Source organism: Pseudomonas sp. B15(2017) (assembly GCF_002113215.1).
GTDB lineage: Bacteria > Pseudomonadota > Gammaproteobacteria > Pseudomonadales > Pseudomonadaceae > Aquipseudomonas.
Window position 1 is genome coordinate 32,382 of the sequence record NZ_NEJZ01000004.1, and the last position, 17,197, is coordinate 49,578.

The following is a 17,197-nucleotide window of genomic DNA, read 5'->3' on the forward strand; positions in this document are numbered from 1 at the left end:
CACAGGATAGAGTCTGCCCCTAGCGGTAGAGTCAAGGCGTCAGAGCATCAAGCAAGGCTTGGGTGTAGGCCGGCAGATGGGCGAAGTTTCTTGAACACAGATGCAGTGTCCGTCTGGCCCAGGCATCGTCCAGCGGCACGCAGGCCAATGCGTTCGTCCGGGGCCAGCGCTCAACCGCCACTTTGGGCACGATTGCCAGGCCTGCCCCGCGCACGACCATGCGCATGAGCCCATCGAAGCCATCGGCGCGGATACGGATCGCCATGCGCTGGCCGATGTGCAGCGCCTGTTCTTCCAGATGAATCGCCAGGGCACTGTCGGCACCCAGCGCCACGTAGTCATGGGCCAGGGTTTCGGCAAAGGTCAGCGAGAGACGCTCTGCCAGCGCATGACCCGGCGGCACGAGCAGTACCAGCGGGTCGTCGCGAAAGACCCGGGTCTGCAAGTCGTGGGTGTCCACGGCGTCGGAGACAATGCCAAGGTCTGCTGCTCCCTGGCGCAAGGCGTGAGTGATGCGGGCGCTGGGCAGTTCCTGCAAGTCGATGTCGAGGTTGGGATGTTCGCGCAGGAAATCCGCCAGCACTTCCGGCAGGTATTCGCTGATGGCCGTGGTGTTGCACAGCAAACGCACCTGGCCTTTCACACCCCGGGCGTATTCGTTCAAGTCCTGCTGCATGCGCTCGGCCTGTTGCAACAGGAGTCGCGCATGTTGCGCCAGGGCCTTGCCGGCCGGCGTCGGTGTGACTCCGCGCCGCCCGCGCTCGAGAAACTCGGTGCCCAACGAAGCTTCCATCGCCCGGATCCGCGCACTGGCCGCTGCCAGCGACAGATGACTGCGGGCGGCGCCGGCGGTGATGTTGCCGCTGTCGAGAATGTGCAGGTACAGGCGCAGGTCGGTGAGGTCGAAGTGCATCGGTGGTGACTCTTGCTGAAAGAGAGGCTGCCTCAGTGTATGACAGATTTTCAGTTCATCCGTGCAGGCGCACAGTATCGCCATGAACGCACTCGCAGATTTCTATCAGAACCTCGGTCTGGCCTTGTCGTTGCTGGTGATGGCGACCTTCGTCGTCGCCGGCATGATCAAGGGTGTGATCGGTCTCGGCCTGCCCACCGTCGCCATGGGCCTGCTCGGTCTGGCTATGGCGCCAGCGCAGGCTGCGGCGTTGCTGATCATTCCGGCGACCCTCACCAACGTCTGGCAACTGGCGTTCGGCGGGCATTTGCAGGGGCTGGTGAAACGCTTGTGGCCGATGCTGCTGGCGATCTCTCTCGGCACGGCCATCGGCACCTTGTGGATCGGCATGGCCGGCGGGCATTGGGTGGTGCGCGGGTTGGGCGCGGCGTTGTTGCTCTATGCGCTGAGCGGATTGTTCCTGCCGACGCTGAGTGTCAGTCGCCGCCATGAAACGTGGCTGGGAACGCTGTGTGGCGTGATCACTGGCGTCATCACTTCGGCCACCGGCGTGTTCGTGATTCCCGCCGTGCCGTACATGCAGGCCCTGGGCTTGAGCCGCGATGAACTGGTGCAGGCGCTGGGCCTGTCCTTCACGGTTTCGACCCTGGCGCTGGCCGGTGGATTACTCTGGCGCGGGTCGCTCGGCGGCGCGGAATTGAGCGCTTCGCTGCTGGCGCTGCTCCCTGCCATGCTCGGTATGCTGCTCGGCCAATGGCTACGCCAGCGCATCAGTGCCGTGCTGTTCAAGCGGGTGTTCTTCATCGGTCTGGGCGCGCTCGGCGCCCATCTGCTGATCAGCGGCTAGCGGACGACGCGCTGAGCATTTCAATCGGGCGGATATCGAAATCCCGCTCCAGATACTCCATGCGATTGGCGAGAAACTGCTGCATGTGCGGCAGGTTCGAGTGCACGTCCAGATGCGCCTGGCTCTCCCAGATCTCGTAGAAGATGAACAGGCTCGGGTCTTCCTTGTCGCGCAGCATGTGGTACTCGATGCAGCCAGGTTCGGCGCGGCTCGGCTCGACGTAAGCGCGGAAAAACGCTTCGAAGGCCTCGGCTTTTTCCGGGCGGGTCTTGGCGTGCAGGATGAAACCCTGGCGTTCGCTCATGGCAAAAAACTCCTCAGATTCAGATGGCGGCCAATCCTACGGCAACAATCGGCATTCGATTCGTGCGTTTTAATCAAATGAATTTTGCGCAACCGATGCTTATTCCGCGCGGGGCGGATCGCTAATCTGCCGCCATTCAATTTTTCCCCTTCTCCATCCAGCGCTCTGCGCTGCGCATCGGAATCCGATCGAGGCTCTCCCATGAAAAAAGTGCTGTTGCTCAATGGCGGTAAAAAATTTGCTCACTCCGACGGTCGCTACAACACCACCCTGCACGAAGCGGCGCTGAGCGTGCTGGATCGCGGCGGTGTCGACGTCAAGACCACCTTCATCGACGAGGGTTACGACATCGCTGAAGAAGTCGCCAAATTCCTCTGGGCCGACGTGATCATTTATCAGATGCCGGGCTGGTGGATGGGCGCGCCGTGGACCGTGAAAAAGTACATCGACGAAGTCTTCACCGAAGGTCACGGCAGCCTCTACGCCAGCGATGGTCGCACCCGTTCCGACGCGTCGCAGAAGTACGGCAGCGGCGGTCTGATCCAGGGCAAGCAGTACATGCTGTCGCTGACCTGGAACGCACCGCAGCAGGCGTTCGATGACCCGACCGACTTCTTCGAAGCCAAAGGCGTGGACGCCGTGTACTTCCCGTTCCACAAGGCCAACGAGTTTCTTGGCATGACCGGCCTGCCGACCTTTCTCTGCGTGGACGTGATGAAACGCCCGAATATTGAAGCGGATGTGGCGCGTTACGAGCAGCATCTGACCGAGGTGTTTGGCCTCAAGGCCTGACGCTCGGCTACTATCGAAGGCCTGAGCTTGCGCAGCAGGCCTTTCGATTCGAGGACACCCGTGAAAGCCAGATCCGATGAGTTGCAGATTTTCGTCTGCGTGATCGAATGCGGTTCGATCTCCGCCGCCGCCGAGCAGGTCGGGCAGACACCGTCGGCGGTCAGCCGCACGCTGTCGCGGCTGGAAGCCAAGCTCGACACCACGCTGATCAACCGCACTACACGGCGCATGGACCTGACCGAGGAGGGCAAGTATTTCTTCGAACAGGCCAAGCTGATCCTCGACCAGATGGATCAACTCGAAGAACGTCTTTCTTCGCGCCAGCAAACCCCGTCAGGACGACTGCGCATCAACGCGGCGTCGCCGTTCATGCTCCACGCCATCGTGCCGTACATCGACGAATTCCGTCGGTTGTACCCGGACATCCAGCTCGAACTCAACAGCAATGACCTGATCATTGACCTGCTGGAACAAAGCACCGACGTCGCCATCCGCATCGGCCCCCTCGCCGATTCGACGTTGCATGCGCGGTCGTTGGGTTGCAGTCCGCTGTTGATCGTCGCCAGTCCCGCGTATCTGGAAAAACACGGCGCGCCGCGGGAAGTGGCTGACCTGAGCGACCACACCTTGCTCGGTTTCACCCAGAACGAAGGCCTCAACCAGTGGCCGTTGCGTTACGTGCACGGCGATCGCTGGCCGATTACCCCGGCGATCAGCGCCTCCAGCGGCGAGACGGTTCGGCATCTGGCGCTGGAGGGCCAGGGCATTGCCTGCCTCTCGCATTACATGACCATCGACGACATCCGCGCCGGGCGCCTCAAGATGTTGCTGGCGGAATTCAACAGCGGTTATCGCCAGCCGATCAACGCGGTGTACTACCGCAACTCGCAATTGGCGCTGCGCATCCAGTGCTTCCTGGATTTTATCCAGAGCAAACTGGCGGCTTACGCCAGCGCCGATTTCAAAGGCTGATTCGTGACCCCTGCGCAAGAGTGAATTGGTTGAGGGCGGGTTTTTCCACAGGACCTGCCGATCGATACTCGTTGCATCACTTACTCACGCAGGGAGTTTCCCCATGAACGTATTCGTCACCGGCGCTGCCGGTTTTATCGGCGGCTCCATCGCCACCGGTCTGGTCCAGGCCGGCCACAGCGTCACCGGTCTTGTGCGCAGCGCCGAACAGGCCAATGAGCTGAAGGCACTGGGCATCACCCCGGTGATCGGCACCCTCGACGACAAGGCACTGCTGGCCGAACAGGCCCGCGCCGCCGACGCCGTGATCAACGCCGCCAGCAGCGACCATCGCGGCGCGGTCGAAGCCTTGCTCGATGCCCTGCGCGGTTCGAACAAAGTGTTCCTGCACACCAGCGGTTCCAGCATCGTCGGCGATGCCTCGGGCGGCAAATCCAGCGACGTCATCTACTTCGAAGACAACCTGCCGGAGCCGACCGTCGACAAGGCCGCACGGGTGGCCATCGACAACCTGATCCTCGCGGCAGCGAAGGACGGCGTGAACTCGGCCGTCATCTGCAACACTCTGATCTACGGCCACAGCCTGGGCGTCAATCGCGACAGCGTGCAACTGCCGCGTCTGCTGAAACAGGCACGCAAAAGCGGCGTGGTGCGTCACGTCGGCAGCGGTCAGAACATCTGGTCCAACGTGCACATCGAAGACGTGGTGTCGCTGTACCTGCTGGCCCTGACCAAAAACGTCCCGGGCACCTTCTACTTCGTCGAAAGCGGCGAAGCGTCGTTCATCGACATGACCACCGCCATGGCCGAAGCCTTGAATCTGGGCCAGCCACAAGACTGGCCGCTCAAAGACGCTGAAGCCGAGTGGGGCTATGAAATGGCCAACTACGGCCTCGGCTCCAACAGCCGCGTACGCGGCAAACACGCCCGCGAACTGCTCGGCTGGGTGCCGAAGCGCACGTCGGTGGTTGAATGGATTCGTAACGAAATGGTGTGAGGGTTGATTAAACCCGAGAGGGCTTTGCGACTAACCTGTGAACGGCTGCCTTTGGGCAGCCGTTTGTGTTTTTTGATTTGTCCTGGCATCGGGGCAAATCCCCGGCGCTTTTCAATGTTCAGTGGCATCAGGAGGGGCAAGGATGGTTGAGGCAATCAACCAAGGGCTGAATTGCAATTACGAACCCATGGAGTATTGGGTTCGGCAGGCATTGTGGACTTGAGTGACGATCTCATTTGGCCAGAGAAAGATGCAGAAACTTGCTGTCCTTGAGCTTCAGCTTGCGTTCAATCGATTCAACGCTCTGACCCGTTTCGATGGCTGTCGAACTGGCAATCGCGCGTATCAACGCTTCGGCAGTGAGCTTTTTGGGGCGGCGGCGCGAAGCAGTCATGGCAGGAACTCGATAGAAAGCGTCTGCCGAGTATAGCGCCTGGATTGATGTTGAAAACCTTGTGGTCTGGGCAAAACCTTCAGCCGGGTCATGAAAATCCTACCCCGCGATTTTCATTATTCACGACAAGACATATCCAAAAGCGACAACCCTTATCCCTCCACGAAAATTACTTTCACTTCGTTTGAAAACTCGATCTCGAAATGATTTATGAGTTTCACAACCCATTCGAACGTGACCCTTTCGAGGAGTACCGCATGACACCGTCCTTCGGCTATTGGCTGCTGGTGTACGCCGCCGTTGCCATCATCGCCCTGATCGTTCTGATCGCCCGTTACCGGCTCAATCCGTTCATTGTCATCACCCTGATTTCCATCGGCCTGGCGCTGGTGGCGGGGATGCCGCCGTCCGGCGTGGTGGGGGCGTATGAGGCCGGGGTGGGCAAGACGCTGGGGCATATTGCGCTGGTGGTGGCGCTGGGGACGATGCTCGGCAAGATGATGGCCGAGTCCGGTGGCGCCGAGCAGATGGCGCGCACGTTGATCGAACGCTTTGGCGAAAAGAACGCGCACTGGGCGATGGTGTGTATCGCGTTTCTGGTGGGGCTGCCGCTGTTTTTCGAAGTCGGTTTCGTGTTGCTGGTGCCGATTGCCTTTACTGTGGCGCGGCGGGTCGGCGTGTCGATCCTGATGGTCGGTTTGCCGATGGTTGCCGGTCTTTCCGTGGTGCATGCGCTGGTGCCGCCGCACCCGGCGGCGATGCTGGCGGTGCAGGCCTATCAGGCGTCGGTCGGGCAGACCTTGCTGTACGCGATTGCCATCGGCATTCCGACGGCGATCATTGCCGGTCCCCTGTACGCCAAATTCATCGTGCCGCGCATTCAGTTGCCGGCGGATAACCCGCTGGAAAAACAATTCCTCGAACGCGAGCCCCGCGACAGCCTGCCGGGTTTCGGCATCACCATGGCGACCATTCTGTTGCCGGTGGTGCTGATGCTGATCGGCGGCTGGGCCAACCTGATTTCCACGCCGGGCAGCGGCTTCAATCAGTTCCTGCTGTTCATCGGCAACTCGGTGATCGCGCTGTTGCTGGCGACGCTGTTGAGTTTCTGGACGCTCGGCATTGCACAGGGCTTCAACCGGGAATCGATCCTCAAATTCACCAACGAATGCCTGGCACCGACCGCCAGCATCACCTTGCTGGTGGGCGCCGGTGGCGGTCTGAACCGGATTCTCGTGGACGCCGGCGTCACCGATCAGATCGTCGGCCTGGCTCACGAATTTCACCTGTCGCCGCTGATCATGGGCTGGTTGTTCGCCGTGTTGATGCGCATCGCCACCGGTTCGGCCACCGTGGCGATGACCACGGCTTCCGGCGTGGTCGCGCCAGTGGCCATCGGTCTGGGTTATCCACACCCGGAACTGCTGGTGCTGGCGACCGGTGCGGGCTCGGTTATCTTTTCCCACGTCAACGACGGCGGCTTCTGGTTGATCAAGGAATACTTCAACATGACGGTGGCCCAGACGTTCAAGACCTGGACGGTGCTGGAAACCCTGATCTCGGTAGTCGCTTTCGCCCTGACCGTCGGTCTTTCTTACCTGCTGTAGTCGGAGTTTTCCGCCATGGACATCCTTTATCAGATCCGCGCCCGTCAGGATTCCTTCAGCGCCGGTGAAGGACGCATCGCCCGTCTGATGCTCGACGACGTAGGATTTGCCGCCTCCGCCAGCCTCGAAGAGCTGGCGCAGCGGGCCGAAGTCAGCACCGCCACACTGTCGCGCTTTGCCCGCACCGTCGGCTGCCGCGACCTGCGCGATCTGCGTCTGCAACTGGCCCAGGCCAGCGGCGTCGGCAGCCGTTTCCTCGACCCGGCGGGCATGCCCGAGCAGTCGGCGTTTTACGGGCAGATCGTCGGCGATATCGAAACCACCCTGCGCCAGCATCTGGCGGCGTTCGACGAATCGCGCTTCGCCGATGCGGTGAAACTGCTGGGCCAGGCGCGGATGATCCACGCCTTCGGCATCGGCGGTTGCTCGACCCTGTGCAGCGATGAGTTGCAAGTGCGGCTGGTGCGTCTCGGCTATCCGATTGCGGTGTGCCACGACGCGGTGATGATGCGCGTCACCGCCGCCAGCCTCAGCGCCGAGCAGGTGGTGATCGTCTGTTCGCTGACCGGCATCACCCCGGAATTGCTGGAGACCGTGGCGCTGGCGCGCAACTACGGCGCCCGGATTCTCGCCATCACCCGCGCCGACTCGCCGCTGGCGGAACTGGCCGATATCGTCCTGCCGCTTCAAGGCGCCGAGACCTCGTTCATCTACAAACCGACGGCGGCGCGCTACGGCATGCTGCTCGCCATCGACGTGCTGGCCACCGAGCTGGCGCTGGCCAACCCTGAAGACAATCAAGAACGTCTGCGGCGGATCAAACTCGCCCTCGACGAATACCGTGGCGGCGACGATCACCTGCCGCTGGGAGACTGACATGCTGTACGACACCCTGATTCGCAACGCCCTGGTCATCGACGGCAGCAACAGCCCCGGTTATACCGCCGACGTGGCGATCCTCGATGGCCGCATCGCGCAGATCGGCGACTTGCGCGAGGCCCGCGCCAACGATGAAATCGACGCCGCCGGCCGTGTGCTGGCGCCGGGTTTCATCGACGTGCACACCCACGACGACACCGTGGTAATCCGCCAGCCGCAGATGCTGCCCAAGCTCAGCCAGGGCGTGACCACGGTGATTGTCGGCAACTGCGGAATCAGTGCGGCGCCGGTCAGTTTGCGCGGCGATCCGCCGGATCCGATGAACCTGCTCGGCTCGGCAGCCGCGTTCGTTTATCCACGCTTCAGCGATTACCGCGCAGCGGTGGAAGCGGCCAATACCACGCTGAACGTCGCGGCGCTGGTCGGGCATACGGCGCTGCGCAGCAATCATCTTGATGATCTGTTTCGCACCGCGACCGACGATGAAATCAGTGCGATGCGCGAGCAGTTGCGTGAAAGCCTGGAGGCGGGCGCCCTCGGTTTATCCACAGGTCTGGCGTATGCCAGTGCGTTCTCGGCTTCCACCGATGAAGTCATGCAACTGACCGAAGAACTGAATGCGTTTGGCGCGGTGTACACCACCCACCTGCGCAGTGAATTCGAACCGGTGCTGGAGGCGATGGATGAGGCCTTCCGTATCGGACGCCACGCACAGTCGCCGGTGATCATTTCCCACCTCAAATGTGCTGGCGCCGGTAACTGGGGCCGCAGTCCGCAGTTGCTCGCCTCGTTGGAAGAAGCGGCGAAAACCCACCCGGTCGGCTGCGATTGCTATCCGTATGCGGCGAGTTCTTCGACCCTGGATCTGAAGCAGGTCACCGATGCCCACCGCATCACCATCACCTGGTCGACGCCGCATCCGGACATGGGCGGTCGCGACTTGATGGACATCGCCGCCGAATGGAACCTGTCGCTGCTTGACGCCGCCAAACGCCTGCAACCAGCGGGCGCGGTGTATTACGGGATGGACGAGAACGACGTGCGCCGGATCCTCGCCCATCCGCTGTCGATGGTCGGTTCGGATGGCCTGCCGGAAGACCCGTTCCCGCATCCGCGTCTGTGGGGCGCTTTCCCACGGGTGCTCGGACATTTCAGTCGCGATGTCGGGTTGTTTCCACTGCACACCGCGGTGCACAAGATGACCGGTCTGTCGGCGGCGCGTTTTGGCCTGAAGGAAAGGGGCGAGATTCGAGAAGGGCACTGGGCGGATCTGGTGTTGTTCGACCCGGCAACCGTGCGTGACGTGGCGGATTTCAATGACCCGCAACGCGCCGCGCAAGGCATCGAAGGGGTGTGGATCAATGGTGTGTTGAGTTATCGCGACGGCCAGGCCAGCGGGCAAACAGCAGGGCGGTTCCTGGCGCGCCAGGGCGATCTGCGCGACGGCTTTCGTTGAATTTTGCTGACTGCGTCACGGTGATGGCACATTGCAATTAAAGAAAGCCATCACCAGGCCGAATTGCTGACATTCACCCCGGCTACACGCCGGGGCCAATCAGTCAGGGAGCAACCCATGAGCTTCGGCAAAACCACCCCGATCCTGCGGATTTTCGATGAAGCCAAAGCCGTGGAGTTCTACGTCGACTTCCTCGGCTTCAAGATCGATTGGCAGCATCGTTTCGAGTCTGGTTTCCCGTTGTACCTGCAAATCTCCCGTGGCGAGTGCGTGCTGCATTTGTCTGAACACCACGGCGATGCGACTCCCGGTTCAGCCCTGCGGATCGAGACCGATGAGCTGGAGGCGTTTCAGCAGCAGTTGCTGGCCAAGGAATACAAGTTTTCGCATCCACAGATTCAGGCCATGCCGTGGGGCAGCCAGGACATGACCATCGCCGATCCGTTCGGCAACCGTTTGGTGTTCACCAACGCGATCAGCCTCTAGCCGTCGTTCGATACCCGGTGAGTCTGGCGAAATTCACCGGGCGGCATCCCGCGTCGGCTCTTGAAGGCGCGGTGAAACGAGCGTGATTCGCTGAAGCCCAGATACTGGGCGATGTCCTGAATCGGCAGGGTGCTGTTGAGCAGGTAATGCTCGGCCAGTTCCTGGCGCAGTTCATCGAGAGTCTGCTGATACGACGTGCCGGCCTGATGCAACTGGCGTTGCAGCGTGCGCACCGACACGGCGAGATGTTCGGCCACCTGCTCCTCGCGCGGCAGACCTTCCTTGAGCAACTGGCGCAGGATGCTTTTGACCCGCTGTTCCAGCGACGCATCCTCCAGTGTCGCCATCAGACTCTGCGCGTGTTCTTCCAGGGTGCGCAGCAAATGCGCATCGGCCTGGCGCAACGGCAACTGCAAATACGGCAACGGCACGATCAGCGCGGAATACGGTTGATCGAACAGCACCGGGCAGTCGAAAAACTGTTCGTACTGCGCCAGCGTCGTGCCCGCCGGGAGTGAGTGTTCCAGCCACACCGCGGCCGGTGACAGTCGGGTATCGGCGATCCAGCGCGCGTATTGCAGCCAGGAGCCGAGCACGTTTTCCACCAGATGCCGGCGAATTCGCGGGCGCTCAAAGCGGCAGCTCCAGATCAGGTGCACGTGGTTTTCGTGAACCTCGGCGCGGCTGACACCCATGTCACCCACCAGTTTTTCGAACGGCATGATGCGGCTCATGGCGTCGCCCAGTGTCGCGCAGTTCATGGTGATGTAACCCAGCACGCTCCACGAGTTGGGCAGGACGAAATTGGCCGCGTTGAGGCCGAACAGCGGATCGCCCGAGTGTTCGCAGAAATAATCGAGCAACCGCTCATGGGCTTCACCCGGCAAGCGCAGGCTGTTGTCGCTCAACTGCTGCGCCTGCAACCCGGCCGCCGCCAACGCAGGCTCGATGGCCATGCCCAGATGTTCGGCATGGCGCAGGTACTTGAGCAGCGGTGGGACGGAGGTGAAGCCGAGCGATTGCATGACCGAATCCTCTTGATCGAGGCCGCCGTGGGCGGAGGAGCGCTCTGAAAGGTAATTTGAATCCGCGAATAAAGTAAATGGCTGGCCTTGGGACCATGCAGAGGTCTTCGAGCTGGTTTGTTAGTCTGCGATCACTCATTTCACGGATTGCAGGAAGCCTTATGACCAGCATCACTATTCGACTCGATGAGCAGATGACAGAGCAACTGCGTATCGCTGCCGCCCAAAATGGCCATTCCATGGAGGACGAAGCGCGGCAGATTCTGGAAAACGCATTGGCTACGGTTGATCGAGCTGGCGGGTTAGGTACTCGGATACACAATCGATTCGGCGCCATGGGTGGCGTCGAGCTCGATCTGCCATCACGTTCAGAAAACCTCAGCGGCTGATAAACACCGCTCACAAAAAGCCCGCCGCCACACTAAAACCAGTGTGGCGGCGGGCTTTTTACAGGGTGCAAAAAAATGGCGAGTGCACCGCACTCGCCACCTCCCGCATCAATCCGTCGGCACGACCTTGTCCAGCGCCCGGTTAACGGCCAGTTCGGCGATCATCACGATCTGGGCGATGCCTTGCAGAGTCTTGCGGTGGCTGCCCTCGACCAATGCCACATGATTGTTGAGCATGACGGTGGCGGAGCCGAGGGATTCGCTGGCGTCTACCAGCAGGGATTCGGTGTCGGCTTCGGGGTGAGCCTGATAGAGGGTGTTGGGTTTGTAGGGCGCGGCCATGATCTGGGCGCTGAGGGGGCCCAGGTGATAATCGAGGGCGCGTTCGGCGGCTTCGTTGAAGCGTTTCGAGCCGGGGCATTCGTAGGGAGATGCCGGATCCGGGATGATTGTGGGTTCGGTGAGCGGTGGGTTTGGCGTTACCTTGAACATGGGTGACTAACCTCTGGTTGAGGCTGCACCTTTTCGCCGCTAAGCAAAAGGGTGGCAGCTGTGCGCAAGTTAGCGGACCGGTAGTCACCCTCAACCCGGCGCACCCGAAGGTGCCATGCGCACAGCCACCATCAAGTGCAGGCTGGCGCCTGACTGGATTCGACATGTGCAACCGTAGGGGACATTCCGAACCGCTAAGTTCGATCACTGGAAATCAATGACGCAATCAAATTACGCAGCCAGCCCAAGGCGCACAAGCCGGCGGATTCTGGCGTAGCCGTAGGCAACGGCGCAAGGTTTTGTGGGCTTCGGGACGTATCACCGCGTGTCCTTAAACACCAATCGCCAAACGCGTGTAATCACGTTTCAGAACGCGTCATCCAATTCCTGAAAATGGCAATTTCAGGGCAAAAAAGAAGGGCAGCTTCTCAGCTGCCCTTCTTTGTACATCGGCTTTCGTGTGCAGGGTTTACACGCGGAAATGACTCACCATCTGCTGCAATTGCCCACCCAAACGCGCCAGTTCAACGCTGGACTTGGCCGTCTCATCACTCGCCGCCGCGGTCTGTTCCGACACGTCGCGGACGTTGATGATGCTGCGGCTGATTTCTTCGGCCACGGCGCTCTGCTGTTCGGCGGCAGCGGCGATCTGCTGGTTCATCGACTGGATATTCGACACCGTGCGGGTGATGTTTTCCAGCGAGTCGCCGGCCTTGCGGGTCAGGGCGACGCTGCTGTCGGTCAGGGCGCGGCTGTTGTTCATCACGGCGGACACCTGTTGCGTGCCGTTCTGCAGACCGGCCACCAGGCCTTCGATTTCCTCGGTGGATTTCTGGGTACGCTGGGCCAGGCCACGGACTTCGTCGGCAACCACGGCAAAACCACGACCGGCTTCACCGGCACGGGCGGCTTCGATGGCGGCGTTGAGGGCCAGCAGGTTGGTCTGTTCGGCCACGGCCTTGATCACGTCCATGACGCTGCCGATCTTGTCGCTTTCCTGTTGCAGCACGCTCATGGCTTCGGTGGAACGCACCACTTCGCTGGCCAGACGCTCGATCTGGGCGATGGCTTCGTTCACCACCTTGTCACCTTCGCGGGCTTCGCCGTCAGCGGCGGCTGCGGCTTGCGAGGCTTCTTCGGCGTTGCGCGCGACTTCCTGCACGGTGGCGGTCATCTCGTGCATGGCGGTGGCCACCTGATCGGTCTCGACCTTCTGGCTGTTCACGCCGGCGCTGGTCTGTTCGGTCACGGCCGACAGTTCTTCGGCGGCGCTGGCGATCTGGGTCACCCCGTCGCGGATGCCGCTGATCAGGTCGCGCAGGGTCACGCCCATGCGCGCGATGCCTTGTTGCAGCACGCCGAGTTCGTCGCGGCGGGTGACGATCACGTTGTGGCTCAGGTCGCCGCTGGCGATGCGGTCGACCACGGCCATGGTTTCCTGCAGCGGACGGGTGATCTGACGGGTGATGATGAACGCGGCGATAACACCTACCAGCAAGGCCAGCAGGGTGCTGATCAATTGCAGGGTGCGAGCCTGGGCGCTTTCGGCGTCACGACGGTCGAGCTGGATCTGATACAGCTGCTCACTCAGGCTGACGATGGTCGCGCCCTGATCGGTCATTTCCTTGCGCGCCTGCACCGCATCGCTGTTGGCGTTTTTGAAGGCCTGCAAGGCGCTGCGGTAGTTGGTCAGTGCGGTTTCCAGCTGACGCAGGGCGTCTTGTTGGCTGCTGGCGAAATGCATGTTCAGCGGCTTGAGGCTGGCGATGGCTACGTCCAGCTGGCCGACGGCTTTCTGCTCGGTCTCGGCGTTGGCAGTGGCGGTGTAGCCGCGCACTTCGTAGCGCGCCAGGATGAACGCTTCCTTGGCGGCGGTGACAGCCTGGAACTGCTCGAAACGCTCATCGCTCAGCGGCATTTGCTGGACCCGGTTGCTCAGCGCTTCGATCAGGCCGTAAGCCGTCGCGGCACTGGTGGCCATCGAGTCGCGCGCCGTGTTGCCGGTGCGGTAGGCGTTACGCATCTTGTTCAGGGACGTCTGGTACTCGGCGATGGTCGCCGCCTGCTGCTTGAGCAGCTTGAGGTTTTCCGGGCTCTTGAAGCTGCTGATCAGCTTCTGCTGCTGCGCGGCAAAACCGTCGAGGGTGGTCTGCACGTTCTGCGCGGCGGTTTCGTCGCCGTTGGTCAGCATGTATTGCAGGCGCACCACGCGCAGTTTGGTCAGGCCAGCGTTGAGCTGGGTGATGTCGCTCATCCAGTTGCTGCGGTCAATCAGGCCGCCCAGGCTGGTCCAGCCGGTGAGCGCCAGGATGCAGGTCAGGGCCAGGACGAGGCCGAATCCGAGCCCCAGTTTCAGGTTCACGCTGATGTTGCCGAACCAGCTATTCATCACAAAAATCCTCCAGAAAAACGTTGTGCTACTTGATCGTCGGTCAGGCTGGAAGATTGTTGTTTTTTTGCGCCAGCAAGGGTGTAAGCAGGACTGTATCGGCCGCAAATCCGAGAGCTGAAAGGATTTTGTCCGACGGATTTTGTAACAAGGGATCCCAAGATTTTTTTCACATGGGTTTCACTGGCTGCCCACGCCGTGCTCTTTAACCTCGCCGCATCGAATGACAAGTGATGGCGGCTTTTTGTGGAATTGCGACTGAGTCTGTTCGGCGTCAAGCGCTCGATTGATCTGAGCGGTCTGGCCCGTTTTCGAAACACCTGGGTGGTATTGGCAGCTTCGGTGCTGGTGATTCCGCTGACCCTCTGGCTGCTCGCCCCGGCGGCGGTGCCGGACCTTGCCCACGGCAACGTGGCCGGGGCCAAGGCGCTGAAGGAAGGCTGGAGCAAAGGCGAAATCATCGTGCTGGTGCGCCATGTCGAGCGCTGCGATCACTCGAAAGCGGCGTGCCTGAGCGGCCACGATGGCATCACCGACCGTTCGCGCAGTGTCGCGGTGAGCGTCGGCGCGCAGTTCGAGCAGTTGGGCCTGGACACGGCCGACGTCTACAACAGCCCGATGATGCGCACCGTGCAGACGGCCGGCTACATGTTCAACCAGGCGGCGACCGGCGAAGACTGGCTAATCAGTTGCAAGGGCCGGATGCTGCAGGACGCGCTGGCGCACAAAGTCCTGGGACGCAACCTGATTCTGGTGACCCACAGCGAATGCATGGCGCAGCTGGAAAAAGACCTCAAGGTGCCGGCCTCGACCCTCGGGTACGGCGCTTCGCTGTTTGTTTCCGCCGCCAGCCCGGCGGCCCCACGGATGCTCGGCTTCATTGAAGCCTCAGACTGGCGCACGGTGACCACCCAATGAAATCCCGCTTTTACGCTTACAACTTCGGCATCCCGCTGCTCTGCGCAGCCGTGGTTTTTCTGATGTTCGACATGACCAATATCGACATCGCCTTCAGCAACCTGCTGTTCGATCCACTGACCCACACATTCCCGCTCGACAAGATTCATTTCTTCGAAAAGCTGACCCACAAGTGGGCGCGGATCATTCCGAACTGGACTGCCGAAATTGCCTTGATCGGCGCCATGCTGTCGTTTGTCTGGCCACTGGTGAAGCCGCAAAAGCATCCGCGCCTGGGCGGTTTTCTCGAGCGTTGCAAAGTCGCGCCGGTGCTGCGCTTTGCCGCTGATCACCGTAGGGATTTTCTGTTTATCGTGGTGGCTTTCGCGGTCTGCACCGGGGTCATCCATTTCCTCAAGGCGCACACCAGCGTTTACTGCCCGATCGAGACCACGCTGTACGGCGGAAAGATGCCGCATATCGAGTGGTACAACAATTTCCAGCTGTTCCACGAAGCGGGTGAAGGGCGTTGCTGGCCGGGCGGTCATGCTTCCGGTGGCTTCACCATGCTGGCGCTGTATTTCGTCGGGCGTCGTTATCAATGGCGCTTTTCCAGCGCGTTGTTGTGGGGCTCGCTGCTGCTCGGTTTTGTCTACGGCACTACGCGAGTCCTACAGGGCTGGCACTACATGTCCCACACGTTCTGGGCCGGGATCTTCGTGTGGCTGGCGTGTTTGCTGACGGCGCTGGCGTTCTACGGGCGGGCTCGTCTGGAATTGCCGGTGTTGAGCAAACGTGAACGTAAGGTGTTCGCTGCACAGCCTGAGGCTTCGCTCTGAGTCCTCGCCGCTGAAATGAAAAAACCGCCATCGCCGGCGGGTTTTTCGTTGGTGCTGTGGTGGTTTCAATAGCCCACGAAGTAATACGCCTGGCGTCCGACCATCATGGTCTTGTGGACTTTCAGCGGGGCGGCGGGTTCGCTGTCTCCCGAGATCACGGCGATGTTCGATGGCGATGCACTGAGAAACTCCCGTAGCTGCGCATCGGTGTCCAGGCCCTTGAGTACACTTCGGGTATAGAACACGCTGGCACCGCCGACCCGTTCGTTGGCTTGAAACAGCGCGACCTGATTGCCGCTCGCTTGCAGCGACTGGATGTGTTCGGTCAACGGCAGGAACGACAGGCGTTTGTCGGCATTTGGCAGTGCCCATTGCGCGGCGCCAAGGTAGCTGGCGATGACCACCGTCAGTATCCCCGCCGCCAGTGGCTGACGATGACGGGCGATTCGTCCGACAAAACCCTTCCTGTGATCCTTCAACTTGTCGAACAGCACGCCCGCATATTCGGCGGCAATCACTGCCGCTGCGGGTGTCATCGACATCAGGTAAACCGTGCGTTTGCTCGAGGCCAGGGTCAGCAGGATGAATTGCGCAATGATCCACAGGCTGAAAAACAGCAGGTAACGATTGGCCTTCAGTTCCTTGCGAAAATGCCACAGGCCCAGGTACACCAGAATGTTCCACGGCAGAAACGCCTGCGGCAGCTTGGCGAGGTAGTAGTAGAACGGCTCGTAGTGGCCGGCTTCAACGAACGATCCGCTGAAACGTCCTACGCTGTTGGTCAGCAACACTTCGTTGACCGCCTGGACGCCGCCGCGCTGATAGAGCACGGCGAGCCAGATCATCAGCGGGATCAGACCGACAAGGGTCAGCAAGCCCGGACGCAGCCAGTCCGTCAGTTTGAAACGCTTGTCCATCAGATTGTCGGCCAGCAGAAAAGCGAAAATCACCACGCCCGGCATCGCCAGTCCGAGCACGCCTTTGCTCAACGTGGCGATGGCGATCCCGGCGATAAACAGCGACGAATTGCCTGGGGTCGGTGCTCGCTGCGCCTGGAAGAACGCCAGCAATGCCGCAGTCACACCGAGGGCGAGCAACGCATCCTCGCCGACCCCGCGCACGTTGCTCCAGTAACTGGCCATGGTCGCCAGCAGAATCCCCGCCGTCCAGGCGATGGCCTTCGGGCGGTCGAAGCGGCGCAACATGGCGTACAGCAGCATCACGCTGAGCAACCCGGCCACCGCCGACGCCAGTCGCACCGCCCAGGGCGAGACGCCGAAAACGCGCAGGGCGCCGGCGTCCAGCCAGAGGCTCAGGGGCGGTTTTTCCAGGAAGGGTTCACCGAACAGACGCGGCGTCACCCAGTCGTTGTCCAGATGCATTTCCATCGCAATGCCCGCCACCCGGGCCTCGGTGGAGCCTTGCAGTTGATGGTTGCCAAGGGCGAAAAAGAACAGCAGGGCGGCAAGCAGAAGCAGGGAAGAGGCGGCACGCGACATGGGTTCAGGCAACCGGAAGT

At 61.1% G+C, this 17,197-nt stretch carries 18 protein-coding genes and 1 pseudogene; 11 read left to right on the forward strand and 8 right to left on the reverse strand.

Features of this window, described 5'->3' with window-relative positions; translation table 11 throughout:
- Positions 1-31 precede the first annotated feature (31 nt).
- Positions 32-913: a LysR substrate-binding domain-containing protein gene (locus CAF73_RS07895; protein ID WP_085701348.1), complete on the reverse strand. Its 882-nt coding sequence runs from the start codon at positions 911-913 to the stop codon at positions 32-34.
- 82 nt (positions 914-995) lie between these two features.
- Here CAF73_RS07895 and CAF73_RS07900 point away from each other — a divergent pair, with 82 nt between their 5' ends.
- Complete coding sequence (locus tag CAF73_RS07900) at positions 996-1,760, forward strand: sulfite exporter TauE/SafE family protein (RefSeq protein ID WP_085701349.1); 765 nt, start codon at positions 996-998, stop codon at positions 1,758-1,760.
- Here CAF73_RS07900 and CAF73_RS07905 read toward each other — a convergent pair.
- Positions 1,750-2,064: a putative quinol monooxygenase gene (locus CAF73_RS07905; protein WP_065261059.1), complete on the reverse strand. Its 315-nt coding sequence runs from the start codon at positions 2,062-2,064 to the stop codon at positions 1,750-1,752. The two genes, CAF73_RS07900 and CAF73_RS07905, sit on opposite strands and share 11 nt — an antisense overlap.
- A 201-nt stretch (positions 2,065-2,265) precedes the next feature.
- Here CAF73_RS07905 and CAF73_RS07910 point away from each other — a divergent pair, with 201 nt between their 5' ends.
- The 3 genes from CAF73_RS07910 (at position 2,266) to CAF73_RS07920 (ending at position 4,825) form a co-directional block, all read left to right on the forward strand.
- Positions 2,266-2,856 carry an NAD(P)H-dependent oxidoreductase gene (locus tag CAF73_RS07910; RefSeq protein WP_085701350.1) on the forward strand — a complete coding sequence of 197 codons (591 nt, stop codon included), beginning with the start codon at positions 2,266-2,268 and terminating at the stop codon, positions 2,854-2,856.
- A gap of 60 nt (positions 2,857-2,916) precedes the next feature.
- The gene (locus CAF73_RS07915) at positions 2,917-3,828 is read left to right on the forward strand and encodes a LysR family transcriptional regulator (RefSeq protein ID WP_085702404.1); all 912 of its coding nucleotides are present in this window, start codon (positions 2,917-2,919) and stop codon (positions 3,826-3,828) included.
- A 103-nt stretch (positions 3,829-3,931) separates the two neighbouring features.
- Positions 3,932-4,825 carry an NAD-dependent epimerase/dehydratase family protein gene (locus CAF73_RS07920; protein ID WP_085702405.1) on the forward strand — a complete coding sequence of 298 codons (894 nt, stop codon included), beginning with the start codon at positions 3,932-3,934 and terminating at the stop codon, positions 4,823-4,825.
- A gap of 232 nt (positions 4,826-5,057) precedes the next feature.
- Here CAF73_RS07920 and CAF73_RS30145 read toward each other — a convergent pair whose 3' ends face one another.
- Positions 5,058-5,219, reverse strand: coding sequence for a hypothetical protein (locus tag CAF73_RS30145; protein ID WP_170929807.1), 162 nt, complete (start codon positions 5,217-5,219; stop codon positions 5,058-5,060).
- 257 nt (positions 5,220-5,476) lie between these two features.
- On the opposite strand from CAF73_RS30145, the gene CAF73_RS07925 reads away from it, so the two are divergent.
- From CAF73_RS07925 to CAF73_RS07940, 4 genes are all read left to right on the forward strand, one after another.
- On the forward strand, positions 5,477-6,826 hold the full coding sequence (locus CAF73_RS07925) for a GntP family permease (RefSeq protein WP_085702529.1): 1,350 nt from the start codon (positions 5,477-5,479) through the stop codon (positions 6,824-6,826).
- Between the two features lie 15 nt (positions 6,827-6,841).
- Positions 6,842-7,702, forward strand: a complete 861-nt coding sequence (locus tag CAF73_RS07930; RefSeq protein WP_085702406.1) for a MurR/RpiR family transcriptional regulator — start codon at positions 6,842-6,844, stop codon at positions 7,700-7,702.
- A gap of 1 nt (position 7,703) precedes the next feature.
- A complete protein-coding gene (locus CAF73_RS07935) occupies positions 7,704-9,161 on the forward strand; it encodes a D-aminoacylase (RefSeq protein ID WP_085702407.1) in 1,458 nt (485 codons plus the stop codon).
- 117 nt (positions 9,162-9,278) lie between these two features.
- Entirely contained in the window at positions 9,279-9,647 is a 369-nt protein-coding gene (locus CAF73_RS07940) for a glyoxalase superfamily protein (protein ID WP_085702408.1), read from the forward strand.
- Here CAF73_RS07940 and CAF73_RS07945 read toward each other — a convergent pair.
- Positions 9,644-10,672 (reverse strand): AraC family transcriptional regulator, encoded by a 1,029-nt coding sequence (locus CAF73_RS07945; protein ID WP_085701355.1) that lies wholly within the window; start codon positions 10,670-10,672, stop codon positions 9,644-9,646. The two genes, CAF73_RS07940 and CAF73_RS07945, sit on opposite strands and share 4 nt — an antisense overlap.
- 161 nt (positions 10,673-10,833) lie before the next feature.
- Here CAF73_RS07945 and CAF73_RS07950 point away from each other — a divergent pair, with 161 nt between their 5' ends.
- Positions 10,834-11,061: an Arc family DNA-binding protein gene (locus tag CAF73_RS07950; RefSeq protein ID WP_085701356.1), complete on the forward strand. Its 228-nt coding sequence runs from the start codon at positions 10,834-10,836 to the stop codon at positions 11,059-11,061.
- A 108-nt stretch (positions 11,062-11,169) separates the two neighbouring features.
- Here the strand turns inward: CAF73_RS07950 and CAF73_RS07955 are convergent, their stop codons facing one another.
- The 3 genes and pseudogenes from CAF73_RS07955 to CAF73_RS30775 all read right to left on the reverse strand — a co-directional run.
- Positions 11,170-11,553: a DUF6124 family protein gene (locus CAF73_RS07955; protein WP_085701357.1), complete on the reverse strand. Its 384-nt coding sequence runs from the start codon at positions 11,551-11,553 to the stop codon at positions 11,170-11,172.
- A gap of 469 nt (positions 11,554-12,022) precedes the next feature.
- Entirely contained in the window at positions 12,023-12,886 is an 864-nt protein-coding gene (locus tag CAF73_RS30770) for a methyl-accepting chemotaxis protein (protein ID WP_371321019.1), read from the reverse strand.
- Between the two features lie 42 nt (positions 12,887-12,928).
- Positions 12,929-13,942 (reverse strand): annotated as a pseudogene (locus CAF73_RS30775) (methyl-accepting chemotaxis protein); the annotation flags it as partial.
- A gap of 246 nt (positions 13,943-14,188) precedes the next feature.
- On the opposite strand from CAF73_RS30775, the gene CAF73_RS07965 reads away from it, so the two are divergent.
- Both CAF73_RS07965 and CAF73_RS07970 read left to right on the forward strand, forming a co-directional pair.
- The gene (locus CAF73_RS07965) at positions 14,189-14,860 is read left to right on the forward strand and encodes a histidine phosphatase family protein (RefSeq protein ID WP_085702410.1); all 672 of its coding nucleotides are present in this window, start codon (positions 14,189-14,191) and stop codon (positions 14,858-14,860) included.
- A complete protein-coding gene (locus tag CAF73_RS07970; RefSeq protein ID WP_085698357.1) occupies positions 14,857-15,678 on the forward strand; it encodes a phosphatase PAP2 family protein in 822 nt (273 codons plus the stop codon). Before CAF73_RS07965 ends, CAF73_RS07970 begins: the two co-directional genes overlap by 4 nt.
- 65 nt (positions 15,679-15,743) lie before the next feature.
- On the opposite strand, the gene CAF73_RS07975 is transcribed toward CAF73_RS07970, so the two are convergent.
- On the reverse strand, positions 15,744-17,177 hold the full coding sequence (locus CAF73_RS07975; protein ID WP_085702411.1) for a glycosyltransferase family 39 protein: 1,434 nt from the start codon (positions 17,175-17,177) through the stop codon (positions 15,744-15,746).
- Positions 17,178-17,197: the final 20 nt, after the last annotated feature.

Bases quoted from the DNA above. Each gene is read 5' to 3' on its own strand.
- CAF73_RS07895 (WP_085701348.1), bottom strand. From the start codon at position 913: ATGCACTTCGACCTCACCGACCTGCGCCTGTACCTGCACATTCTCGAC.
- CAF73_RS07900 (WP_085701349.1), top strand. From the start codon at position 996: ATGAACGCACTCGCAGATTTCTATCAGAACCTCGGTCTGGCCTTGTCG.
- CAF73_RS07905 (WP_065261059.1), bottom strand. From the start codon at position 2,064: ATGAGCGAACGCCAGGGTTTCATCCTGCACGCCAAGACCCGCCCGGAA.
- CAF73_RS07910 (WP_085701350.1), top strand. From the start codon at position 2,266: ATGAAAAAAGTGCTGTTGCTCAATGGCGGTAAAAAATTTGCTCACTCC.
- CAF73_RS07920 (WP_085702405.1), top strand. From the start codon at position 3,932: ATGAACGTATTCGTCACCGGCGCTGCCGGTTTTATCGGCGGCTCCATC.
- CAF73_RS30145 (WP_170929807.1), bottom strand. From the start codon at position 5,219: ATGACTGCTTCGCGCCGCCGCCCCAAAAAGCTCACTGCCGAAGCGTTG.
- CAF73_RS07925 (WP_085702529.1), top strand. From the start codon at position 5,477: ATGACACCGTCCTTCGGCTATTGGCTGCTGGTGTACGCCGCCGTTGCC.
- CAF73_RS07930 (WP_085702406.1), top strand. From the start codon at position 6,842: ATGGACATCCTTTATCAGATCCGCGCCCGTCAGGATTCCTTCAGCGCC.
- CAF73_RS07935 (WP_085702407.1), top strand. From the start codon at position 7,704: ATGCTGTACGACACCCTGATTCGCAACGCCCTGGTCATCGACGGCAGC.
- CAF73_RS07940 (WP_085702408.1), top strand. From the start codon at position 9,279: ATGAGCTTCGGCAAAACCACCCCGATCCTGCGGATTTTCGATGAAGCC.
- CAF73_RS07945 (WP_085701355.1), bottom strand. From the start codon at position 10,672: ATGCAATCGCTCGGCTTCACCTCCGTCCCACCGCTGCTCAAGTACCTG.
- CAF73_RS07950 (WP_085701356.1), top strand. From the start codon at position 10,834: ATGACCAGCATCACTATTCGACTCGATGAGCAGATGACAGAGCAACTG.
- CAF73_RS07955 (WP_085701357.1), bottom strand. From the start codon at position 11,553: ATGTTCAAGGTAACGCCAAACCCACCGCTCACCGAACCCACAATCATC.
- CAF73_RS30770 (WP_371321019.1), bottom strand. From the start codon at position 12,886: ATGGGCGTGACCCTGCGCGACCTGATCAGCGGCATCCGCGACGGGGTG.
- CAF73_RS07970 (WP_085698357.1), top strand. From the start codon at position 14,857: ATGAAATCCCGCTTTTACGCTTACAACTTCGGCATCCCGCTGCTCTGC.
- CAF73_RS07975 (WP_085702411.1), bottom strand. From the start codon at position 17,177: ATGTCGCGTGCCGCCTCTTCCCTGCTTCTGCTTGCCGCCCTGCTGTTC.